The sequence below is a fragment of the Xanthobacter versatilis genome (assembly GCF_043193975.1).
Lineage (GTDB): Bacteria > Pseudomonadota > Alphaproteobacteria > Rhizobiales > Xanthobacteraceae > Xanthobacter > Xanthobacter autotrophicus_E.
In genome coordinates this window covers 245,741-265,913 of record NZ_JBAFVB010000002.1, presented here as the reverse complement: position 1 = coordinate 265,913, position 20,173 = coordinate 245,741, and the positions used below count along the sequence as shown (strand labels likewise).

The 20,173-nt window shown below is 66.2% G+C and carries 16 protein-coding genes and 1 tRNA gene; 13 read left to right on the top strand and 4 right to left on the bottom strand.

The genetic code is table 11. The features are described 5' to 3' along the window. Window positions 1-47: 47 nt before the first annotated feature. Entirely contained in the window at window positions 48-3,167 is a 3,120-nt protein-coding gene (uvrA, locus tag V5F66_RS04875; protein WP_394093375.1) for an excinuclease ABC subunit UvrA, read from the bottom strand. Between the two features lie 295 nt (window positions 3,168-3,462). Further along, window positions 3,463-3,606: a hypothetical protein gene (locus V5F66_RS04870; protein ID WP_394093374.1), complete on the bottom strand. Its 144-nt coding sequence runs from the start codon at window positions 3,604-3,606 to the stop codon at window positions 3,463-3,465. A gap of 89 nt (window positions 3,607-3,695) precedes the next feature. Here V5F66_RS04870 and ssb point away from each other — a divergent pair, with 89 nt between their 5' ends. The 3 genes from ssb to V5F66_RS04855 all read left to right on the top strand — a co-directional run bounded on the left by ssb (window position 3,696) and on the right by V5F66_RS04855 (window position 8,031). Then, complete coding sequence (gene ssb / locus V5F66_RS04865; protein ID WP_012116285.1) at window positions 3,696-4,238, top strand: single-stranded DNA-binding protein; 543 nt, start codon at window positions 3,696-3,698, stop codon at window positions 4,236-4,238. A gap of 331 nt (window positions 4,239-4,569) precedes the next feature. Beyond that, the gene (gene gyrA, locus V5F66_RS04860; RefSeq protein ID WP_394093373.1) at window positions 4,570-7,314 is read left to right on the top strand and encodes a DNA gyrase subunit A; all 2,745 of its coding nucleotides are present in this window, start codon (window positions 4,570-4,572) and stop codon (window positions 7,312-7,314) included. 99 nt (window positions 7,315-7,413) lie between these two features. Next, a complete protein-coding gene (locus V5F66_RS04855; protein WP_394002249.1) occupies window positions 7,414-8,031 on the top strand; it encodes a LysE family translocator in 618 nt (205 codons plus the stop codon). A 17-nt stretch (window positions 8,032-8,048) separates the two neighbouring features. On the opposite strand, the gene glk is transcribed toward V5F66_RS04855, so the two are convergent. Next, a complete protein-coding gene (gene glk, locus V5F66_RS04850) occupies window positions 8,049-9,017 on the bottom strand; it encodes a glucokinase (protein WP_394093372.1) in 969 nt (322 codons plus the stop codon). A 287-nt stretch (window positions 9,018-9,304) separates the two neighbouring features. Here glk and V5F66_RS04845 point away from each other — a divergent pair, with 287 nt between their 5' ends. From V5F66_RS04845 to V5F66_RS04830, 4 genes are all read left to right on the top strand, one after another. Beyond that, window positions 9,305-10,873 carry an FAD-dependent monooxygenase gene (locus V5F66_RS04845; protein ID WP_394093371.1) on the top strand — a complete coding sequence of 523 codons (1,569 nt, stop codon included), beginning with the start codon at window positions 9,305-9,307 and terminating at the stop codon, window positions 10,871-10,873. 49 nt (window positions 10,874-10,922) lie between these two features. After that, a complete protein-coding gene (locus V5F66_RS04840; RefSeq protein ID WP_394093370.1) occupies window positions 10,923-11,837 on the top strand; it encodes an SMP-30/gluconolactonase/LRE family protein in 915 nt (304 codons plus the stop codon). Between the two features lie 68 nt (window positions 11,838-11,905). Beyond that, window positions 11,906-12,154 (top strand): hypothetical protein, encoded by a 249-nt coding sequence (locus V5F66_RS04835; RefSeq protein WP_012116291.1) that lies wholly within the window; start codon window positions 11,906-11,908, stop codon window positions 12,152-12,154. A 75-nt stretch (window positions 12,155-12,229) separates the two neighbouring features. Next, entirely contained in the window at window positions 12,230-13,519 is a 1,290-nt protein-coding gene (locus tag V5F66_RS04830; RefSeq protein ID WP_394093369.1) for an HNH endonuclease, read from the top strand. Between the two features lie 14 nt (window positions 13,520-13,533). On the opposite strand, the gene V5F66_RS04825 is transcribed toward V5F66_RS04830, so the two are convergent. Further along, window positions 13,534-13,623: transfer RNA gene (locus V5F66_RS04825), tRNA-Ser, on the bottom strand. Window positions 13,624-14,011: 388 nt separating this feature from the next. On the opposite strand from V5F66_RS04825, the gene V5F66_RS04820 reads away from it, so the two are divergent. The 6 genes from V5F66_RS04820 to V5F66_RS04795 all read left to right on the top strand — a co-directional run bounded on the left by V5F66_RS04820 (window position 14,012) and on the right by V5F66_RS04795 (window position 20,169). After that, complete coding sequence (locus V5F66_RS04820; protein ID WP_394000098.1) at window positions 14,012-14,815, top strand: septal ring lytic transglycosylase RlpA family protein; 804 nt, start codon at window positions 14,012-14,014, stop codon at window positions 14,813-14,815. A gap of 155 nt (window positions 14,816-14,970) precedes the next feature. Beyond that, window positions 14,971-16,170 (top strand): D-alanyl-D-alanine carboxypeptidase family protein, encoded by a 1,200-nt coding sequence (locus V5F66_RS04815; protein ID WP_394093368.1) that lies wholly within the window; start codon window positions 14,971-14,973, stop codon window positions 16,168-16,170. Continuing rightward, on the top strand, window positions 16,167-16,820 hold the full coding sequence (tmk, locus tag V5F66_RS04810; protein WP_394093367.1) for a dTMP kinase: 654 nt from the start codon (window positions 16,167-16,169) through the stop codon (window positions 16,818-16,820). Before V5F66_RS04815 ends, tmk begins: the two co-directional genes overlap by 4 nt. Next, window positions 16,820-17,863, top strand: coding sequence for a DNA polymerase III subunit delta' (locus V5F66_RS04805; RefSeq protein ID WP_012116295.1), 1,044 nt, complete (start codon window positions 16,820-16,822; stop codon window positions 17,861-17,863). The genes tmk and V5F66_RS04805 overlap by 1 nt, the downstream gene beginning before the upstream one ends. 61 nt (window positions 17,864-17,924) lie before the next feature. Further along, the gene (metG, locus tag V5F66_RS04800; RefSeq protein WP_394000092.1) at window positions 17,925-19,481 is read left to right on the top strand and encodes a methionine--tRNA ligase; all 1,557 of its coding nucleotides are present in this window, start codon (window positions 17,925-17,927) and stop codon (window positions 19,479-19,481) included. A gap of 181 nt (window positions 19,482-19,662) precedes the next feature. Beyond that, entirely contained in the window at window positions 19,663-20,169 is a 507-nt protein-coding gene (locus tag V5F66_RS04795) for a hypothetical protein (protein ID WP_394000090.1), read from the top strand. Window positions 20,170-20,173 lie beyond the last annotated feature (4 nt).

Sequence of the window (20,173 nt, the reverse complement as noted above, 5' to 3'; positions counted from 1 at the left end):
ACGAGGACAAGCACCGCGCGATGCCTCTGCTCGTGGCCCGGTGACGCCTACTCCGCCGCCTGCCGTCGCCGCCCCCGTCCACGGGCGGCGGTCTTGGTGAGCTTGGCGCTGTCCTCGATCGGTTCCACGACCTCTGCCGCAGGCTGTGGATCTGCCGCCGGTTCCGCAGATGCCGGCGTCTTCCCGGCAGAGGCGTTGCGGGAGCCGGCCTTCCGCTCGGCTGCCTTTGCCGTCGAGGGCGCCGCCGCAGCCTTGACCATGGGTCGGCGCGCCAGAACTTCCGCCAGGAAGTGCCCGGTGTGGGACCTCGGGTGCTGCGCCACCTGCTCGGGCGTGCCCGCCACCACGATCTCGCCGCCGCCGTCTCCCCCTTCCGGGCCGAGATCGAGGATCCAGTCGGCGGTTTTGATGACCTCCAGATTGTGCTCGATCACCACCACGGTATTACCCTGCTCCACCAGCTCATGCAGCACTTCGAGCAGCTTCTTCACGTCGTGGAAGTGCAGGCCGGTGGTGGGCTCGTCGAGGATGTAGAGGGTGCGGCCGGTGGCGCGCTTGGACAGCTCCTTGGAGAGCTTCACGCGCTGCGCTTCGCCGCCGGAGAGCGTGGTCGCCTGCTGGCCTACCTTGATATAGTCGAGTCCCACGCGATGCAGGGTCTCCAGCTTCTCGCGGACCGAAGGCACCGCCTTGAAGAACTGCGCGCCCTCTTCCACGGTCATGTCCAGCACGTCGGCGATGGACTTGTTCTTGAAGGTGACCTCCAGGGTCTCGCGGTTGTAGCGCTTGCCCTTGCAGACATCGCACGTGACATAGACATCCGGCAGGAAGTGCATCTCGATCTTGATGACGCCGTCGCCCTGGCAGGCCTCGCAGCGCCCCCCTTTCACGTTGAAGGAGAAGCGCCCGGCGCCATAGCCCCGCGCCTTGGCCTCCGGCAGGCCGGAGAACCATTCGCGGATGGGGGTGAAGGCACCCGTGTAGGTCGCCGGGTTTGAGCGGGGGGTACGGCCGATGGGCGACTGGTCGATGTCGATCACCTTGTCGAGGTGCTCAAGCCCCTCCAGCCGGTCGAACGGGGCCGGGGCCTCGCTGGCGCCGTTCAACCGCCGCGCCACCGCCTTGTACAAGGTGTCGATGAGCAGAGTGGACTTGCCGCCCCCCGACACGCCGGTGATGCAGGTAAACAGGCCGAGGGGTATCTCCGCCGTCACGTCCTTCAGATTGTTGCCCCGCGCGCCCGAAAGCTTGAGAACGCGTTTCGGGTTGGGCTTGCGCCGCGCCGGCACGCCCACGGACAGCTGGCCGGTGAGGTACTGGCCGGTGAGGGAATTGGGGTCGGCCAGGATCTGCGCGGGAGTACCCTGGGCGACGATGCGGCCGCCGTGGATGCCGGCACCGGGGCCCACATCCACCACATAATCGGCAGCGAGGATGGCGTCCTCGTCGTGTTCCACCACGATCACCGTATTGCCGAGGTCGCGCAGGTGCTTGAGCGTGTCCAGAAGGCGCGCGTTGTCGCGCTGGTGCAGGCCGATGGAGGGCTCGTCCAGCACATAGAGCACGCCAGTCAGGCCCGAGCCGATCTGCGAGGCAAGGCGGATGCGCTGGCTCTCGCCGCCCGACAGGGTGCCGGAGGCGCGGGCGAGGGTGAGATATTCCAGCCCCACATCCAGCAAGAAGATGAGACGCTCACGGATCTCCTTGAGGATCCGGCCGGCGATCTCGTTCTGCTTGTCGGTGAGCGCGCCGGGCAGGGCCTCGAACCAAGCGGACGCCGCCCGCACCGAAAGCTCTCCCACCTCGCCGATATGCTTGCCGGCCACCTTCACCGCGAGGGCCTCCGGCTTCAGGCGGTAGCCTGAACAGGCCTTGCACGGGACGGTGGAGAAATATTTCGAGATCTCCTCCCGCGCCCAGTCGCTGTCGGTCTCCTTCCAGCGCCGATCCAGGTTGCGGACCACGCCCTCGAAGGTCTTGGAGGTCTCGTAGGCGCGCATGCCGTCGTCATAGGCGAAGGTGATCTTCTCGGTGCCCGAGCCGAACAGCAACACCTCCTTCGCCTGTTCCGGCAGGTCGGCGAAGGGCACATTGAGCTTGAAATGATAGTGCTTGGCCAGCGCGTCCAGCGTCTGGCCATAATAGGGCGACGTGGACTTTGCCCATGGCGCGATGGCCCCCTGCTTCAGCGAGCGCATCCGATCCGGCACCACAAGATCGGGATCGATGGTCTGCTCCACGCCGAGCCCGTCGCAGGCCGGGCAGGCGCCGAAGGGATTGTTGAAGGAGAACAGGCGCGGCTCGATCTCCGAAATGGTGAAGCCGGAAACCGGGCACGCGAACTTCTCGGAGAACAGGATGCGCCGCGGCAACCCCGCCTCGTCCTTCTCATCCGCATACTCGGCCACCGCGATGCCATCCGCCAAAGCCAGCGCCGTCTCGAAACTGTCGGCGAGCCGCGCGGCCAGATCGGGCCGCACCACGATGCGGTCCACCACCACGTCGATGTCGTGCTTGAACTTCTTGTCCAGCGTGGGCGCCTCCGCGATCTCGTGGAAGGCGCCGTCGATCTTCACTCGCTGGAAGCCCTTCTTCATCCACTCGGCGAGTTCCTTGCGATATTCGCCCTTGCGTCCGCGTATCACCGGGGCCAGCAGATAAAGGCGCGTGCCTTCCGGAAGGGCCAGCGTGCGATCCACCATCTGGGAGACGGTCTGGCTCTCGATGGGCAGGCCGGTGGCCGGGGAATAGGGCACGCCCGTGCGCGCCCACAACAGGCGCATGTAATCGTAGATCTCTGTCACCGTGCCCACGGTGGAGCGCGGATTCTTGGAGGTGGTTTTCTGCTCGATGGAAATGGCCGGGGACAAGCCATCGATCTGGTCCACGTCCGGCTTCTGCATCATCTCCAGGAACTGCCGTGCGTAGGCCGAGAGGCTTTCCACATAACGGCGCTGGCCTTCGGCATAAATCGTGTCGAAGGCCAGCGAACTCTTGCCCGAGCCGGAGAGCCCGGTGAAGACCACGAGGCTGTCGCGCGGGATCTCGAGGTCCACGTTCTTGAGGTTGTGCTCGCGCGCGCCGCGCACCGTCAGGGTGCGCGCGTCCCGGCGGCCGGCGGTATCAGGGGCGGAAACCGCCCGCGTGGGAAAAGCGCGATCAGACATGGATTTCCGCTGGCGCCCGCGGGCGCTGAAAGGTCAGGACAAAAGGGTGGTCGCCTGAAACAGGGCGCCAGGGGTGAATACGCGATCTGCGGGGTGAAGGATGAGCGCCGGACAAGGCTTGTTGTCGCACTGCGCATCATGGAGCGCGCCGGGCCAATCGCACCTAACGGAACGACACGAGACCTCCGGCGGAACGGTTGAGAAATACGATCGCGGCGTCTCGGCTTCGCTCATGGTCATTGCCCAAATGTAAGCGGTCGCGTGCAATGCGGTAGGGAACATATCAGGAACTTTTTCACTCGACCAGCCAAAAATCCGGCACGGGCACCGCGTCCCGTTGAAACAAGGCGCTTGCGTCCGAGCGGCCAAAGCGATAGGAACACATCATGAACATCTCGCGTTCACTTTGTGTGGCGCGCGCGTTCACGCGGTTCATCATGGGGAAAAGTCGGCTTTGGGCTGGCCTGCCGCGCCGCGGGCGGTAGGGTGCGGGCTGATGACAAACGACCACGAACGAGGAGCAACGGGATGGCCGGCAGCGTCAACAAGGTGATCCTGGTCGGCAACCTCGGCCGTGATCCGGAAATCAAATCTTTCCAGAACGGCGGACGGGTCTGCAACCTGTCGGTCGCCACCTCGGAAAACTGGCGCGACAAGGCGTCCGGCGAACGCCGCGAGCGCACCGAATGGCACCGCGTGGTGATCTTCAACGAGAATTTGGCGGGTGTGGCCGAGCGTTTTCTGAAGAAGGGCTCAAAGGTCTACATCGAGGGCCAGCTTGAGACCCGCAAGTACGAGAAGGACGGGCGGGAAACCTACACCACCGAGATCGTGCTGCGGCCCTATCGTGGCGAGCTCACCCTGCTTGACGGGCGCGGCGAAGGGGCTGGAGCGGGCGGCGACGACTATGCCGCCGGCTCGGACTTCGGATCGGCAAGCCCCATGGGCGGGGGGTATGGCGGTGGCTCAGGGGGCAGCCGGCGCATGTCGGGCGCCCCGGCTGGATCCTCGGGCGGCGTCGCCGGTGGCGGGCGCCCGGCGGCCGATCTCGACGACGAAATCCCGTTCTGAAGCCTCTTGGCGCTTACTGGCGCTTAGCGGTACTGAGCGGGGACGGACAACATGATGGGCAACGGTCGAGGCTCATTCTTCCGGCGTATTCTGACCGGCCGAATGCACAAAATGGTGCCTTTGGAGCTTCTCCGGGACGGGTCCGCTGACCGTACCTGAAGGTGGGTTCGACGCAAAAGGGTCAAATTGTCGGCGTGTCCCGCAGCAAGTCTTCGACAAGCCATTGAGATTAAAAGATAAAAAATCGTTGCGTCGTAGGGGTTTCGCTGGCGTCGCAGGGGTGAATCGGCTAGAAGGAAGCACCGCGTTCCACGATTGAGAGTGCTGACTTTTGGCCGATTCCGAGACGCCGAAGCCCGGCGGCGAGCCGCCGTCCGACATCAGGCCCGTTTCTATCACGGAGGAGCTGTCGCGCTCCTACCTCGACTATGCGATGAGCGTCATCGTCGCCCGCGCGTTGCCCGACGTGCGCGACGGCCTGAAGCCGGTGCATCGGCGGATCCTGTTCTCCATGCACGAGAACGGGTACGAGTGGAACAAATCCTATCGCAAGTCGGCCCGCGTGGTGGGCGATGTCATCGGTAAGTATCACCCCCACGGCGATCAGTCGGTCTATGATGCCCTCGTGCGCATGGCGCAGACGTTCGCCATGCGCCTGCCGTTGGTGGACGGCCAGGGCAATTTCGGCTCGGTGGACGGCGACGCCCCGGCGGCCATGCGCTACACCGAGGTGCGCCTGGAGAAGGTGACGAACGCCCTTCTCGACGATCTCGACAAGGACACCGTCGACTTCCAGGACAATTACGACAATTCCGAGCACGAGCCGACCGTCCTCCCGGCCAAATTCCCGAACCTGCTGGTCAACGGCGCCGGCGGCATCGCGGTGGGTATGGCCACCAACATCCCGCCGCACAATCTCGGCGAGATCGTCGACACCACCGTCGCCCTGCTCGACGATCCGACGCTCGAGCCCGAGGCGCTACTGGATCTGTTGCCCGGCCCCGATTTTCCCACCGGCGCGCTGATTCTCGGCCGCACCGGCATCCGCCAGGCCTATCTGACCGGGCGCGGCTCCATCCTGATGCGGGCCAAGGTCGCCATCGAGACCATCCGTAAGGAGCGTGAGGCGCTCATCGTCACCGAAATTCCCTATCAGGTGAACAAGGCGACGATGATCGAGAAGATGGCCGAGCTGGTGCGCGACAAGCGCATCGAGGGCATCGCCGAGATCCGCGACGAGAGCGACCGCGACGGCATGCGCGTGGTCATCGAGATCAAGCGCGACGCCCAGGCCGACGTGGTGCTCAACAACCTCTACCGCCTGACCCTGCTGCAGACCTCGTTCGGAGTGAACATGGTGGCGCTGTCCGGCGGCAAGCCGGGCGTGCTCACGCTGCACGACGTGCTCACCGCCTTCATCGCCTTTCGCGAGGAAGTCATCAGCCGGCGCACCAAGTTCCTGCTGCGCAAGGCCCGCGACCGAGCCCACGTGTTGGTGGGCCTTGCCATCGCCGTCGCCAATATCGATGAGGTGATCCGCCTCATCCGCACCGCGCCGGACCCGGCGAGCGCCCGCGAAGCCCTGATGGCGCGCGACTGGCCGGCCAAGGACATGGCACCGCTGATCGCGCTCATCGCCGATCCGCGCCACAAGCTCGGCCCGGACGACACCTATCGCCTGTCCTTCGAGCAGGCCCGCGCCATCCTCGACCTGCGCCTGCAGCGCCTCACCGCGCTCGGCCGCGACGAGATCGCCGAGGAACTGGACAAGCTGGCTGTCGAGATCGCCGATTATCTCGACATTCTCGCCAGCCGTCCGCGCATGCGCGCCATCGTCCGCGCCGAGCTCATCGCCATCAAGGAAGAGTTCGGCACGCCGCGGCGCACGGAGATCGTGGAAGGCTTCGGCGACCTGGAGGACGAGGACCTCATCCAGCGCGAGGAGATGGTGGTCACCGTCTCCCACGCCGGTTACATCAAGCGGGTGCCGCTTTCCACCTATCGGGCGCAGCGGCGCGGCGGCAAGGGCCGCTCGGCCATGCAGACGCGGGACGAGGATTTCGTCACCCGCCTGTTCGTGGCCTCCACCCACGCGCCGGTGCTGTTCTTCTCCTCCAAGGGGCAGGTCTACAAGCTGAAGGTGTGGCGCCTGCCGCTGGCGGCGCCGCAGGCCCGCGGCAAGGCACTCATCAACATCCTGCCGCTGGAGCAGGACGAGCGCATCACATCGGTGGTCCTGCTGCCGGAGGATTCGGACGAGAACGAGCGCCTGCAGATCATGTTTGCCACCACCGGCGGCACCGTGCGGCGCAATGCGCTCACCGATTTCCAGCAGGTGAACCGCAACGGCAAGATCGCCATGAAGCTCAACGAGGGCGAGGCCATCGCCGACGTGGGGCTGTGCACCGAAGATGACGACGTGCTGCTGACCACGGCGGCGGGGGCCTGCATCCGCTTTCCGGTCACCGATGTGCGCGTGTTCAAGGGTCGCGACAGCGTGGGCGTGCGCGGCATCCGGCTGGAAGATGGCGACACCATCATCTCCATGGCCATCATCGGCCATGTGGATGCCTCGGCCGAGGAGCGCCTCGCCTATATCAAGCGCCGCCGCGCGCTGGCGGGCGAAGCCACCGAGGCCGGCGACGTTGAGGCGGAGGAGGGCGCCAGCGGCAACGGCCATCTCGGCCAGGACCGTTACGCCGAGATGGGCGCCAAGGAGCAGTTCATCCTCACCATCTCCGAGAACGGCTACGGCAAGCGCACCTCGTCCTACGAGTATCGGGTGACCGGCCGCGGCGGCAAGGGCATCGTCGCCATGGCGGTGAACGAGCGCAACGGCCGCCTCGTCGCCTCCTTCCCGGTGGAGGACCAGGACCAGATCATGCTGGTGACCGACGGCGGGCAGCTGATCCGCTGCCCGGTGGACGGCATCCGCATCGTCGGTCGCGCCAGCCAGGGCGTCATCGTGTTCGACACGGCGGAGGGCGAGCGTGTCGTCTCCGTGGAGCATATCAGCGACGATGCCGGAGCCGAGAACAGCGACGGCGAGGAGCCGGGCGAGGCAACCGAAGCGTAAAGCCGACCGCCGCTCCGGCATCCTGCGATGCCGGAGCGTAGCTGAGCCCATCGTTGGTCAGCGCGCCAATGGGCGATCGGACTGCCGCCGGAACGGGGGATGGCGATGATATCTGCGGAAAGCCTTGCCCTGTTCGTGGTTGCCTGCGTCGCCCTTGCCGCGACGCCTGGGCCGAACGTGGCGCTCATCGTCGGCACCAGCCTCAAGCACGGGCGGCGGGCCGGCATCCTCACCGCCACCGGCGTGAATGTGGGGCTCATCGCCCAGCTGGCGCTCGTGGCGGCGGGCCTCGCCTATGTGGTGGAGACCTTCTCCCGCAATTTCGACCTCGTGCGCTATGCGGGTGCGGCCTATCTGGTCTGGCTCGCCGTACTGCAATGGCGCGGGGCGGGAGCCGGGCGCGAGGCTCCCATGCCATCGGCCCGCGCCGCCTTCGGCCGGGGACTGGCGGTGGCCTTCGCCAATCCCAAGACCCTGCTGTTCCACGCGGCCTTCCTGCCCCAGTTCATCACCGACAGGGCTGATCCCGTGCCGCAGATCGCGCTGCTGGCGGCGGTTTTCGCCGCCATCGCGCTGGTGGGCGACGTGCTGTGGGCCGTGGTGGCGGACAAGGCCCGCGCGGCGCTCGCCGGCCGCTTCACCCGCATCGCAGATAGGGTCTCAGCCGGCATTCTCGTGGGCGGGGCCGCATTGCTGCTGGCGGCGGGACGGCGTTAAAGCGCCGACCCCTTGCCTCACCGCGTATGCTGCTCGGCGAAGGCGGCGGCCGCGCCATAGAGGCCGGGCTGGGGATGGGTGATGAGGCGGACCGGGATGTCCTCCATCCGCTGCGCGAACCGGCCCTTGGCTGAGAAGCGGCTGGCGAAGCCGGACTGCGGGATGAGGTGGGCGATGCGCGGGGCGATGCCGCCGGCGATCACTACAGCCTTGGCGCCCTGCACCAGGGCGATGTCGCCGGCCACGGCGCCGAAGCTCAGGCAGAAGCGGTCGAGGGCGGCGGCGGCGAGCCCATCCTTGCCCTCGGTGGCAAGCGCCCACAGGGCCTTGTCCTCCAGCTGGTCGATCTGACACCCCTCGATGGCGGCCAGCGCCTCATAGATGTTGACGAGCCCCGGGCCGGAGACGATCCGCTCAACCGACACGCGCGGATAGCGCTGGCGCAGGCGATGCAGGATCGCCTCCTCCAGGGAATCCAGCGGGGCAAAATCGATATGCCCGCCCTCGCATTCGATGACGTTGTAGCGGCCATCCTGACGCAGAACATGGGCAACGCCGAGCCCCGTGCCGGGCCCGATGATGCTGATGACCCCAGTCTCGGGCAGCGGCCGGTCAGACCCGGCGAAGTGCGCGAACCCATCCTCGCCGATCTGCGCCACCGCATGGCCGATGGCGCCAAAATCATTCACCAGCGTCCAGGTGTCCACGCTGAGCTTTTCCGGGATCAGGTGCTTGTGGATGACCCAGGGATTATTGGTGAGCTTCAGCACGTCGCCTTCCACCGGGCAGGCGATGGCGATGGCCGCCGCCCGGGGCAGGGGCGTGCCCACGGTCTCGGCGAACGCCTGCCAGGCGAGCTGGAAGCTGGCATGGTCTGCGGCATGCTTGATCACCGGCTCGCCGAGGGACACCACCCGTCCGTCCGCGACCTCCGCATGGGCGAAGCGGGCATGGGTGCCCCCGATATCGACAGCGACGATCTCCACGCCCGGTGTCCTTTCGCGATGGCCTGTGAGCCTGTGAATGACGGTACCCGATCCAGCCGCGCGATGACGCGGTGCTCTTTCTACATCGCGCGAGGGGCACGCGGCGTTCCGCTTGCCCATTTACACGGGAGTGCGGCGGATGGCACCCGTTCCCGCCGCGCCGGCGGGTTCGCCCTGTGGGAGCGTATCCACCGTAGCCGCCGGCCGGGCCTCCAGCCCACGGCCAAGCCCTTGCTCTTATGGCGCCGCCGGTCATGATGGCCAGGCTTTTTCGGGGAGAATGCGCCGTGGTTGCTGCTGTAACGGTCCTCGTGGTGGGCGCCGGCCCAACCGGGCTTCTGCTGGCTGCGGAACTCCAGCGGCGCGGCGTGGATTGCCTCCTCATCGACGCCCATGAGAGCCCGCTGGACTGGGACCGCGCCACCGTCGTGCACCCCCGTTCGCTTGAGATCTTCGATGCCCTCGGCATTGTCGAGCCGCTGCTGGCGGCCGGGGTCAAGCAGCGGCTGGCGCGCATTCATTCCGATGGCAGCGTGCTGGGGGATATCGACCTCGCGCTCTGCGGCAGCCGCTATGCCTTCAATCTCGGCGTCTCGGAGGAGGTGACGGAGGCGGTCCTGACCGACTACCTGACCGGTTTGGGCGGCACGGTCACCCGCGCGACCCGCCTCGTCGGCCTGGAGGAGCGCGCCGACGGCGTGCTGGCGACCATGGAGAGCGAGGGCGCAACCACACAGGTCCTCGCCCAATGGGTGGTGGGATGCGACGGCAACCGCAGCACGGTGCGGATGCTGGCGGGCATCGCGCGGGACGGGCACGACATCGCCGAGCCCTGGGCGGTGTTCGACACCACCGTGGGCGGCTGGACCCAATCCTATGAGGCCAATTACGCCTATCTCGACGCCATTCCGGTGATTCTGACCGCGCTGCCGGACCAGCGCTGGCGGGTCTATCTGCGGCCGAGTTCCGATGCCTCCGACCTGACCGCCGATGCCGCGATCACCCTCGGGCGCTACGTGCCCGGCCTTCGGTTCGAGGACGTGGCCAACCCGACGCGCTTCCATTGCCACACCACCGTGGCGCGCAGCTTCCGGGTCGGGCGCCTGCTGCTGGCCGGGGATGCCGCCCACACCTGCAGCCCGGCCCAGGGCCACGGCATGAATACCGGACTGCAGGATGCCTTCAACCTGTCGTGGAAGCTGGCGCTGGTGTGCCAGGGCGTCTGCCCCGACACCCTGCTCGATAGCTATGACGCGGAACGCCGCCCGGTGGCCCAATTGGTGACGGCCTCGGGCGATGCTGCCGAGAGGCTCCAGAGCGTGAAGGATCCCGACGAGCGCCGCGCCCGCGATGCCGCCATCCGCGCGGTGTTCGCTGACCCCACCTCACGCCATCACGAGGCGGTCGCCGAGGCGGAGCTGGACATCGACTATGGCGGCTCGCCCATCGTTATGGGTGACCGGCACACCGCGCTCGCGCCGGGCCAGCGGCTTCCGGACCGGATCGCGGCCCGGGCTGCCGATGGCGGGGCCTGCATGCTCAATGATTTCGCCAATCGGCCGGGCCACACCGCCATCCTGATCGGCAGCCCTTCGACGCCGCAGGAGGAACTGGCGCAGGTCCACGACGCCATCCGCTCCCGCCCCGGCCTTGCCGTGCTCGAAGCCAGCTTCGCGCTGACCGCCCGCCCGGACGGTGCCGACGGACACGGGCGCGTCGAGCCCGCCGTGGCGGACCGGCTGGGGGTCGGCGCCATCACGCTCCTGGTCGTCCGGCCCGACGGCCATGTGGGCCTCCGGGCCGATGCGAACCATGCGGATGCCCTCGAGACTTATGGCGCGCTGCTGGGCGTCTGAGATCTGATGTCCGAAGGAGCGGCAATCGCGGCGGAGGGGCGGGGGGCACATGGGCACGTTCGAGGTTCTCGATCCCCGCTTCGGCAGGCTGGTCATCGCCTCGGCCCGGCTCGAGCACCTGTGGACCGGAGGGCGATGGCTGGAGGGCCCGGCCTATTTTCCCGCCGGGCGCTTCCTCATCTTCTCGGATGTGCCGAACGACCGCCTCATGCGCTACGACGAGACCAATGACGTGGTTTCGGTGTTCCGCGCGCCCTCCGGCAACGGCAATGGCAACAGCATCGACCTGGAGGGCCGGCTGGTCACCTGCGAGCAACTGGGACGCCGCATAACCCGCACCGAACATGATGGAAGCATCACCGCCCTTGCGACCCATTTCGAAGGCAAAAGGTTCAATTCGCCCAATGATATCGTGGTGAAATCCGACGGCAGCGTGTGGTTCAGCGATCCCACCTACGGCATCGACAGCGATTACGAGGGTGATGCCGCGCCGTCCGAGCTTGGACGACAGAATGTCTACCGCCTCGATCCGAGCACCGGCGCTCTCGCAGCGATGGTGACCGACCGCCTGCAGCCCAACGGCCTCGCCTTTTCCCCGGACGAGCGGACCCTGTATGTGGCCGACACCGGCGCGAGCCACGCGCCCGAGCATCCGCGCTCGATCGTGGCCTATGAGACGCGGCCCGATGGCACCGTCGCCAATCCACGCACTTTCGCCACCCTGCCGGACGGCTTCTATGACGGGTTTCGCTGCGACACCTTCGGCAACATATGGACGTCGGCCTACGGCGGCCTGCACTGCTACGCGCCGGACGGCAGCCTGATCGGCACGCTCGCGATTCCCGAGGCCGTTTCCAACCTGTGCTTCGGCGGGCGCAAGCGCAACCGGCTGTTCATCACCGCCCAGACCTCTCTCTACGCCATCTATGTCAACGCACAGGGGGCGTTGCGCCCGGGGGTGTGAGGGTTTTAGTTCTTGATTTGTTCCATCACCCGGTGCAGCCTGCCATCGTCGCGAGGAGAGAGTCGGCCATGGCAAAGAAGACGTTCTACGTGGTCCAGCCGTTCGAGCTGGGCAAGCGCGGCGCCCTGCAGGCCGGGCGGGCCATGGAAGCCCGCACGGCCGCCGACGCCGAACGCATCGCGCGACGCATGGCGATCGTGAATGCCGGCGCCATCGCCTTCTCCCGGGATGTCGATCCCGACTCGGACGATGCCGACCCGCCGGTCCTGATCGCCAGCTTCGGCCAGGTCCCGGACAGCACGCTGGAGGCGGCTTAGGGGTGGGCATGGAAAAAGCGCAAAATGCCAAACCCAGTGGTTAACCAAGCTCAACACTATATGGATATGGAATTCATGTGCTCTGACGACGTGCGGCCCCCGATTCCAGAAGGGATCAAGCGAACCGTGCGGCAGCGATATCGCTTTGGTTGTGCAGTATGTGGGAGCCCAGTTTTCGATTACGATCACATTGTTCCCTTTTCAGCGGTTCGGGAACACGAGGCAGAAAATCTGATTATACTTTGTCCGAACCATCACTCGGCAAAGACGCGAAAGCGTTTATCAAATAAACGACTTATGTATTATAGAGACAATCCGTATAATGCAAATAAGTCATTTACATCAACGTATGATCTCGACAAAGGCGCTGAGATCCTGGTTGCAGCTGGTAGTAACGAGCTTCATTGGTCCCCTGGAGAATCGGGTGCGATTTGTCATGTCATATGGATTTCAGGAGAAAGCCACTTCTCTCTTCATTATGAGGATGGCTGGCTCACATTTTCGATGATGGTCACGGACGAGTTTGGCAATATTTTGCTTCACGTCGATCACGGTCAAATGAGCGTATCTTCAAATGTATGGGATTACGAATACGTTGGAGCGCGTCTGAAGATTCGGGAAGGTCTAGGAAAAATTATCCTTGATATCGATATCGCCAACGATCATGTCGCTCTCCACACTGCATGTTTTGTCTCGGGTGGCATGGGGTGGAAAGTTGAAAATGATGGTATGTACGCAATCGGAACAAAGGGAAACATTTGGTCGTTGGGAGGGACTGCGCACATCACCGGAAGCGGTGGCGGGATGTATGGCCTAATTAACAATGCGGTGTTTCGACAGCTAAATTGTCCTGGATTCGTCTGGGATCTTGAGCAAAACATTGAACAAAATGCATATTTATGGCTTAGTGATGACAGTTTTAGGCTCTTTGAACAGGGTGAAATCGGATTAAAATCGCTTGAAAAACACTGGATGGATCAGGCTTGCACTGATGATCTTCCCGACAATACTGACGCTTCGGTTCGGGGGCGATACTACATCGAGCTGACGACGAATGAGCGCCTTTCAGGTCCAGAGGGTTCAAAATGCCTTGTCGTTACCAATATAAGATCGCTATTTGACGTCATAACATCTGCTGTCGCGGATCTAATTGGATCTCGCGCAGAAACAGTTGCGTATGTTCCGCAAAGCCTTCTTTCAGAATATCGCACGCGAGATTATGGGATTTTTGTCGAGCCGGATAGTGCAGCGCACGAACGCAGTATTCGTCTTGTTGTTCATGTTGAGGGACACACTGGGCCGCGATTGCAGGTGAAAACGGAAGGTATCCGTCGCCTGCTCGGTATTGCTAATAGCAACGAATGACACCGCAAGAAAACTGGCGGAAGGGGTGGGATTCGAACCCACGGTGGGCTTCCACCCACGGCGGTTTTCAAGACCGCTGCCTTAAACCACTCGGCCACCCTTCCGGAGAGGCATCCGGGGCGTAGATGCCCGGTCCCGAGTCCGGCTGAAACCCTCATCTAGCCCAGCCGCCGGCACCCGTCGAGGCCTCCACGAAAGGCGCGTTCCATTAACCATGGCCGCGGCTTCGCCCCATTTTCGCCGTCATTAGCCATGCTTTTGGCGGAGAATGCGGTTGTCCGGCTCAAGGATGGCGCGCGCCTTGAAGACATCCCGGCCGGGTTTCGGCGCAAGCAGGAGACCCGGGCATCGATGAAGAGGGGACCGTCGTTGCACTTCCTACCGCGAATTCCGGCTGCGTTGCATCAGTCCTGCCCGCCCCGCGCGGGCGCGGCGACAGCCGGGAGCGGTGCGGGAGCGAAGCTGGCGGCGGCGCTCGCCGGTTGCCTTGCCGTGGCAGGCTGTGGCTCCATTGAAACCCTCGGCAGCAAGATCGATCCGCTCTATGGCGTCTCGGCCAGCCCCCGCGTGGTGGCGGAGGGCGATCCGGTGCCGCGCGGCGGCGGCGGATACAAGGTGGGCAAGCCCTATACCATCGCCGGGCGCACCTATGTGCCGGCTGAAAACCCCAACTACACCGCCGAGGGCCTCGCCTCCTGGTATGGCAAGGACTTCCACGGGCGAAAGACCGCCAACGGCGAGATCTTCGACATGGGCTCCATCTCGGCGGCTCACAAGACGCTGCCGATGCCGTCCTATGTGCGTGTCACCAATCTGGCCAACAAACGCTCCATCATCGTGCGCGTGAACAATCGCGGTCCCTATGTGGGCGACCGGTTGATCGACGTGTCCTATCGCGCCGCCGACATGCTCGGCTTCGCGAAGTTCGGTGTCGCCCGGGTGCGGGTGGACTACATGGGCCGCGCGCCCATCGACGAGGACGACGACATCAAGCTGGCCTCCACCCTGCGCACGGACGGCACCCTCGCGGACCTGAAGGGCACGTCGCCGGTCATGGTGGCGTCCGCCCGTCCCTTCGTGCCGGACGTGCCATCGGTTCGCGCCGTTCCGGCCTCCGCCCCGCCCAGCGCCGAGGCGCCGATCCCGCCCTCGCGGCCCTATGACCTCGGCACCTCCGGAAGCCCGGCGTCCAACGCCGGCTCGGTGGCCGTGGCCAGCGCATCGGGCTGGTCCTCCGGTCCGGCCCCCGTCAGCGGGCTGGGCTTTGCCGGCGTGCCCGCCGAAAGCGCGCGCTGAACTGCATTTTCCTGCCCTAGTCCGCGCCGGGGCTTTACCCGTCTCCCGACCTTGGATGATGATCGCCGCGCACCGCCGGCTGCGCGGGCGAGTCTCGGCCGACGAGTCTTGCCTGCGGCGGCCTTGGCTGGTTCGGGATAGCCAGGTGGATCAACATGCTGCCGAAGCTGCGCTTCACCCTTCTTTTCGCAGCCCTCGCCTCGCTTGCCGGCGCTTCGAGCGCGCGGGCGGCTGACGGCTTTCAGACCCAGGCGCCCTCCGCCATCCTGGTGGATTACGAAACCGGGACCATCCTTTTCGAAAAGGATGCCGACCGCCGCATCGCCCCCGGCACCCTCGCCAAGGTGATGACGGCTGACGTGGTGTTCTCTCAGCTCAAGGCCGGCAAGATCGCCCTCGACACCCCGTTCACCGTGAGCGTCAACGCCTGGCGCCGCGGCGGAGGCCCCTCGGGCGGGGCGGCCATGTTCGCCGAGGTGAACAAGCCGGCCCCGGTGGTCGAACTGCTCGCCGGCATGCTGGTGGTTTCTGGAAATGATGCGGCCATCGCCCTGGCGGAGGGCGTCGGCGGCACGGAGACCGAGTTCTCCCAGCAGATGACGGAGCGGGCCAAGGCCATCGGCATGGCCAATTCCGAGTTCCGCAATGCCACGGGCTTCGCCGATCCGGGCCAGTTCTCCACCGCCCGCGACCTGTCGGTGCTGGCCCAGCATGTCATCCGCACCTATCCCGACTATTATCCGGTGTTCGCGCGGCCCAGCATCGAGTGGAGCCGCATCAAGCAGCGCAACCGCAACGTGCTGCTGGATGCGGGCATCGGCGCCGACGGGCTGCAGATCGGCTGGGTGAAGGATGTGGGCTACCATGCCCTCGGCTCGGCGGTGCAGAACGGCCAGCGGCTCATCGTGGTAGTGCTGGCGGCCAAGACCGAGAAGGAGCGGCTCGAGGAGGCCAAGAAGCTGCTGGAGTGGGGTTTCCAGTCGTTCCGGCAGCGGGTGATCTTCACAGCCGACCAGGAGGTGGGCCGCGCCCAGGTGTTCGGCGGCGCCTCCGGCACCGTCGGGCTCGTGGGGTCACGGCCGGTGACCGTGCTCACCCCGCGCTCGGGCAATGAGCGTATCACCGCCCGCGTGGTCTATAACGGGCCGCTGCTGGCGCCGGTGACCAAGGGCACCCAGGTGGGACGGCTGGAAGTCACGCGCGGCCAGACCAAGGTGCTGGAAATGCCTCTTTATACGCAGGAGGACGTGCCGGTGGGTTCGCTGACGGATCGCGCCCTCGACGGCGGGCTGACGCTGATGGGCGACAGCGTGCGCGATCTGGCCAAGCGCGCTCTGGCGAAGATTCACAAATGACCCAGGGGCGATTCATCACGCTGGAAGGCGGGGAGGGGACCGGCAAGTCCACCCAGGCCCGCCGCCTCGCGGCGCATCTGCGCACCCTTGGCCACACGGTGGTGGAGACCCGCGAGCCCGGCGGCTCGCCGGGGGCGGAGGCGGTGCGCCATGTGCTGCTCTCTGGAGCGGCCGAGCCGCTGGGGCCGGTGGCCGAGGCGCTGCTGTTCGCCGCCGCTCGCACCGACCATGTGCAAACGCTGATCCGTCCGGCGCTGGCGGCGGGCACCATCGTGATCTGTGACCGCTTCATCGATTCCACCCGGGTCTACCAGGGCGCGGTGGGCCAGGTGGCGCCGCCCCTCCTCGATGCGCTGGAAGAGATGGCGACGGGCGGCACCCGGCCGGACCTCACCCTGATCCTGGACGTGCCGCCGGAAACCGGGCTGGCCCGCGCCGCCGCGCGCGGCAATGGCGATCTGGACCGGTTCGAGAAGGAAGGCGCCGCCTATCATGCCGCCGTGCGCGAGGCCTTCGTCGCCCGAGCGGCGCAGGCGCCCGCGCGGTGCGTTCTGGTGGACGCGACGCCCGATCCGGACGCGGTCGCGGCGCAGATCGCCGGCATCGTCGCCGCCCGCCTCGGACTTCACGCCACGGCCGAGGCGTCCTGATGGCCCAGGCCGTGAGCGAGATTGTCTCCGGCGATGTGCTGCCCGGCGCGCCACACCCGCGCGACCAGGCGCGGCTGTTCGGCCACGGGGTGGTGGAAGCCGACCTGATCGGCGATTTCCGCGCCGGCCGGTTGCCCCATGCCCTGCTCATCGGCGGGCCGGAAGGAATCGGCAAGGCGACGCTGGCCTATCGCCTCGCCCGCATGGTGCTGTCCGGCGGACCTGAGGCCGGCAGCCATTCGCTGGATCTGCCCGTCACCCATCCCGTGTTCCGGCAGGTGGCGTCCCAGAGCCATCCGGACCTTTTGGTGCTGCACCGGGTGCCGGAGGCGGGGGAGGAGAAGATCCCCACCGTCATACCAGCCGAGATGGTGCGCCGCGTGCGCAGCTTCTTCGGCGCCACGGCGGCGGCCGGGGGCTGGCGCGTCTGCATCGTGGACGCGGTGGACGAGCTCAATCCGTTCGGCGCCAACGCGCTGCTAAAGACGCTGGAGGAGCCGCCGCCCAGGGCGCTGTTCCTGCTCATCTCCCACGCTCCGGGCCGGGTGCTGCCCACCATCCGCTCCCGCACCCGCCTGCTGCGCATGCGCCCGCTGGGCAGCGCCGACGTGCTCGCTGCCCTCGATCACCTCAAGGAGGAGATGGCGGATCTCGACGCCGCCACCCTGCCATCCGCCGCCGAGGCCAGCGGCGGCAGTGTGCGCCGGGCCATCGTGCTGGCGCGCGGGGAGGGGATGGAGGTGCGCTCTGCCACCCTGAAGGCGCTGGAGCAGTTGCCCCGGCCCCGTCCGGAAGACCTTCACGCGCTGGGTGCCCGCCTCCAGGGTGACCGCTCCGACGGGCTCGACCTCTTCATCGAGGCGGTGAGCGACTATGTGGCCGCCCGCGCGACGCAGGGTGACGAGCCGCGCCATCGCCTTGTCCGCCTCGGCGAGGTATGGGAGAAGGTGCGGCGCAGCGCGCGCGAGGCGGATGTCTTCAATCTCGATCGCAAGGCGCTGGTGTTCCGTGTCTTTGCCGATCTCGCCGAAGCCGTGCGCTGAGAAGCCGCCGCGACGCGCGGGGCCGGAGCCCTTTTCCGAGCCAGCCTGTTTCGAGCGCCCGATGTCCGCGAAGCCCCCCTTCTACATCACCACCGCCATCGCCTATCCCAACGGCGTGCCCCACATGGGCCACGCCTATGAGGCGATCGCGACCGACTGCATCGCGCGCTTCAAGCGGCTTGACGGCTATGACGTGCGGTTCCTCACGGGCACGGACGAGCACGGCATCAAGATGCTCCAGACCGCCCAGAAGGCCGGCGTCACCCCGCGTGAGCTGCTGGCGCGCAACGTGCCGCGCTTCGAGGCCATGGTGGAGGCCTTCAACCTCTCCATCGACGACTTCATCCGCACCACCCAGGAGCGGCACCACGCCTCCAGCCAGGCCATCTGGGCCAAGATGGCCGCCAACGGCGACATCTACAAATCCACCTATGCCGGCTGGTATTCGGTGCGCGACGAGGCCTATTACGCAGAGGACGAGACCCAGCTGAACGAGCAGGGCGTCCGCCTCGGTCCCCAGGGCACGCCGGTGGAATGGGTGGAGGAGGAAAGCTACTTCTTCCGCCTCTCCGCCTATCAGGACCGGCTTCTGGCTTACTACGCGGAGAATCCCGGCTTCATCATGCCGGAGGCCCGGCGCAACGAGGTGGTGAGCTTCGTCTCCGGCGGCCTCACCGACCTCTCCATCTCCCGCACCACCTTCGACTGGGGCATCCCGGTGCCCGGCGACGACAAGCACATCATGTATGTGTGGGTGGACGCGCTGACCAACTACATCACCGCGCTCGGCTATCCGGACACGGAGGCGGAGCTGTTCAAGCGGTTCTGGCCGGCGAACCTGCACGTGATCGGCAAGGACATCATCCGCTTCCACGCGGTCTACTGGCCGGCCTTCCTGTGGTCGGCGGGGCTGGAGGCGCCGAAGCGCGTGTTCGGCCACGGCTTCCTGTTCAACCGCGGGGAGAAGATGTCCAAGTCGGTGGGCAATGTGATCGACCCGTTCGATCTCGCCGCCACCTACGGCGTGGACGCCATCCGCTACTTCTTCCTGCGCGAGGTGTCGTTCGGGCAGGACGGCTCCTACAGCCACGAGGCCATCGTGGCGCGCATGAATGCGGACCTTGCCAACGATCTCGGCAACCTGGCCCAGCGCTCCCTGTCCATGATTGCCAAGAACCTCGATGGCGTGGTGCCGCAGCCCGGCCCACTCTCGCCGGAGGACGAGGCCATCCTCGCTTTGGCCGACGGCATGCTGGAGAAGAGCCGTGAGGCCATGGAAGGCCAGGCGATCCACCACTACCTCGCCGCGGTGTGGAATGTGGTGGCCGAGGCCAATCGCTATTTCGCCGCCCAGGCTCCGTGGGCCCTGCGCAAGACCGATCCCGCCCGCATGGCCACCGTGCTGTGGGTGACCGCCGAGCTGATCCGCGAGGTGGGCATCCTGGTGCAGCCGGTGATGCCCGAAAGCGCTGCCAGGCTGCTCGACCTCGTGGTGGTGCCGGCGGACGAGCGCGGCTTCGACCAACTAGGCGCCGGCCACCGGCTGCCTGCCGGCCGCGTTCTGCCCGCCCCAGTGGGCGTGTTCCCGCGCTATGTGGAGCCGGAAACGGCCTCGTGAGCGCAAAACCGCGCGACGGGATGGATGGCGGACCCTAAAGTGTCCTATACGGGGCTCTGGTCATGCTGATGCGATCGGGATCCATTTCGCTCATGCTGTACATGGGCTTAACCTGATCCGGCAGTTTCAACCGAAGACGCGCCGCGAGCGCGCGACAGCGGAGGCAGCGGAAGCCGTGCGGATGACGGGCGCAAAAGGGATCTCGGCGGTGGCCCTCGTGCTGCTTATCGCGGGCTGCGGCGGCGAACGGTACGACCGCGCCCCGCCCCAGGCATCCTTGGACCCCATCCCGCCCATGATGCCCGCCGAACAGGCCCCCCTGCCGGAAGGCCCGGCGGTTCCGCGCATCGAGGTGAAGCTGCCGAACGCCGATTCCACACTGGTGCGCGCGCGCATTTCCACCTCACGCCGGGCGCGGCAGTACAACATCACCGTGGACCAGCCGTCCCAGCTCGTCGCCGAAAAGCGCCTGACGCCGGACGAGGCCCTGAAGCGCACCAATGGCCAGAGCCAGGATGCGGCGTTCCGGCTCGACTACATCTTCAACACCTCCGGCGGCACCGTCACCGTCTCGCTCGAAGCTTCCATCGTCACCAATCCGGGACGGCCGGGTGAGCAGGTGCATCCCATCACCATGCCGGCCGCCGATGCCGACGCGCTCAAGCAGGAAATCTCCGCGTCCGGCTGAGGGA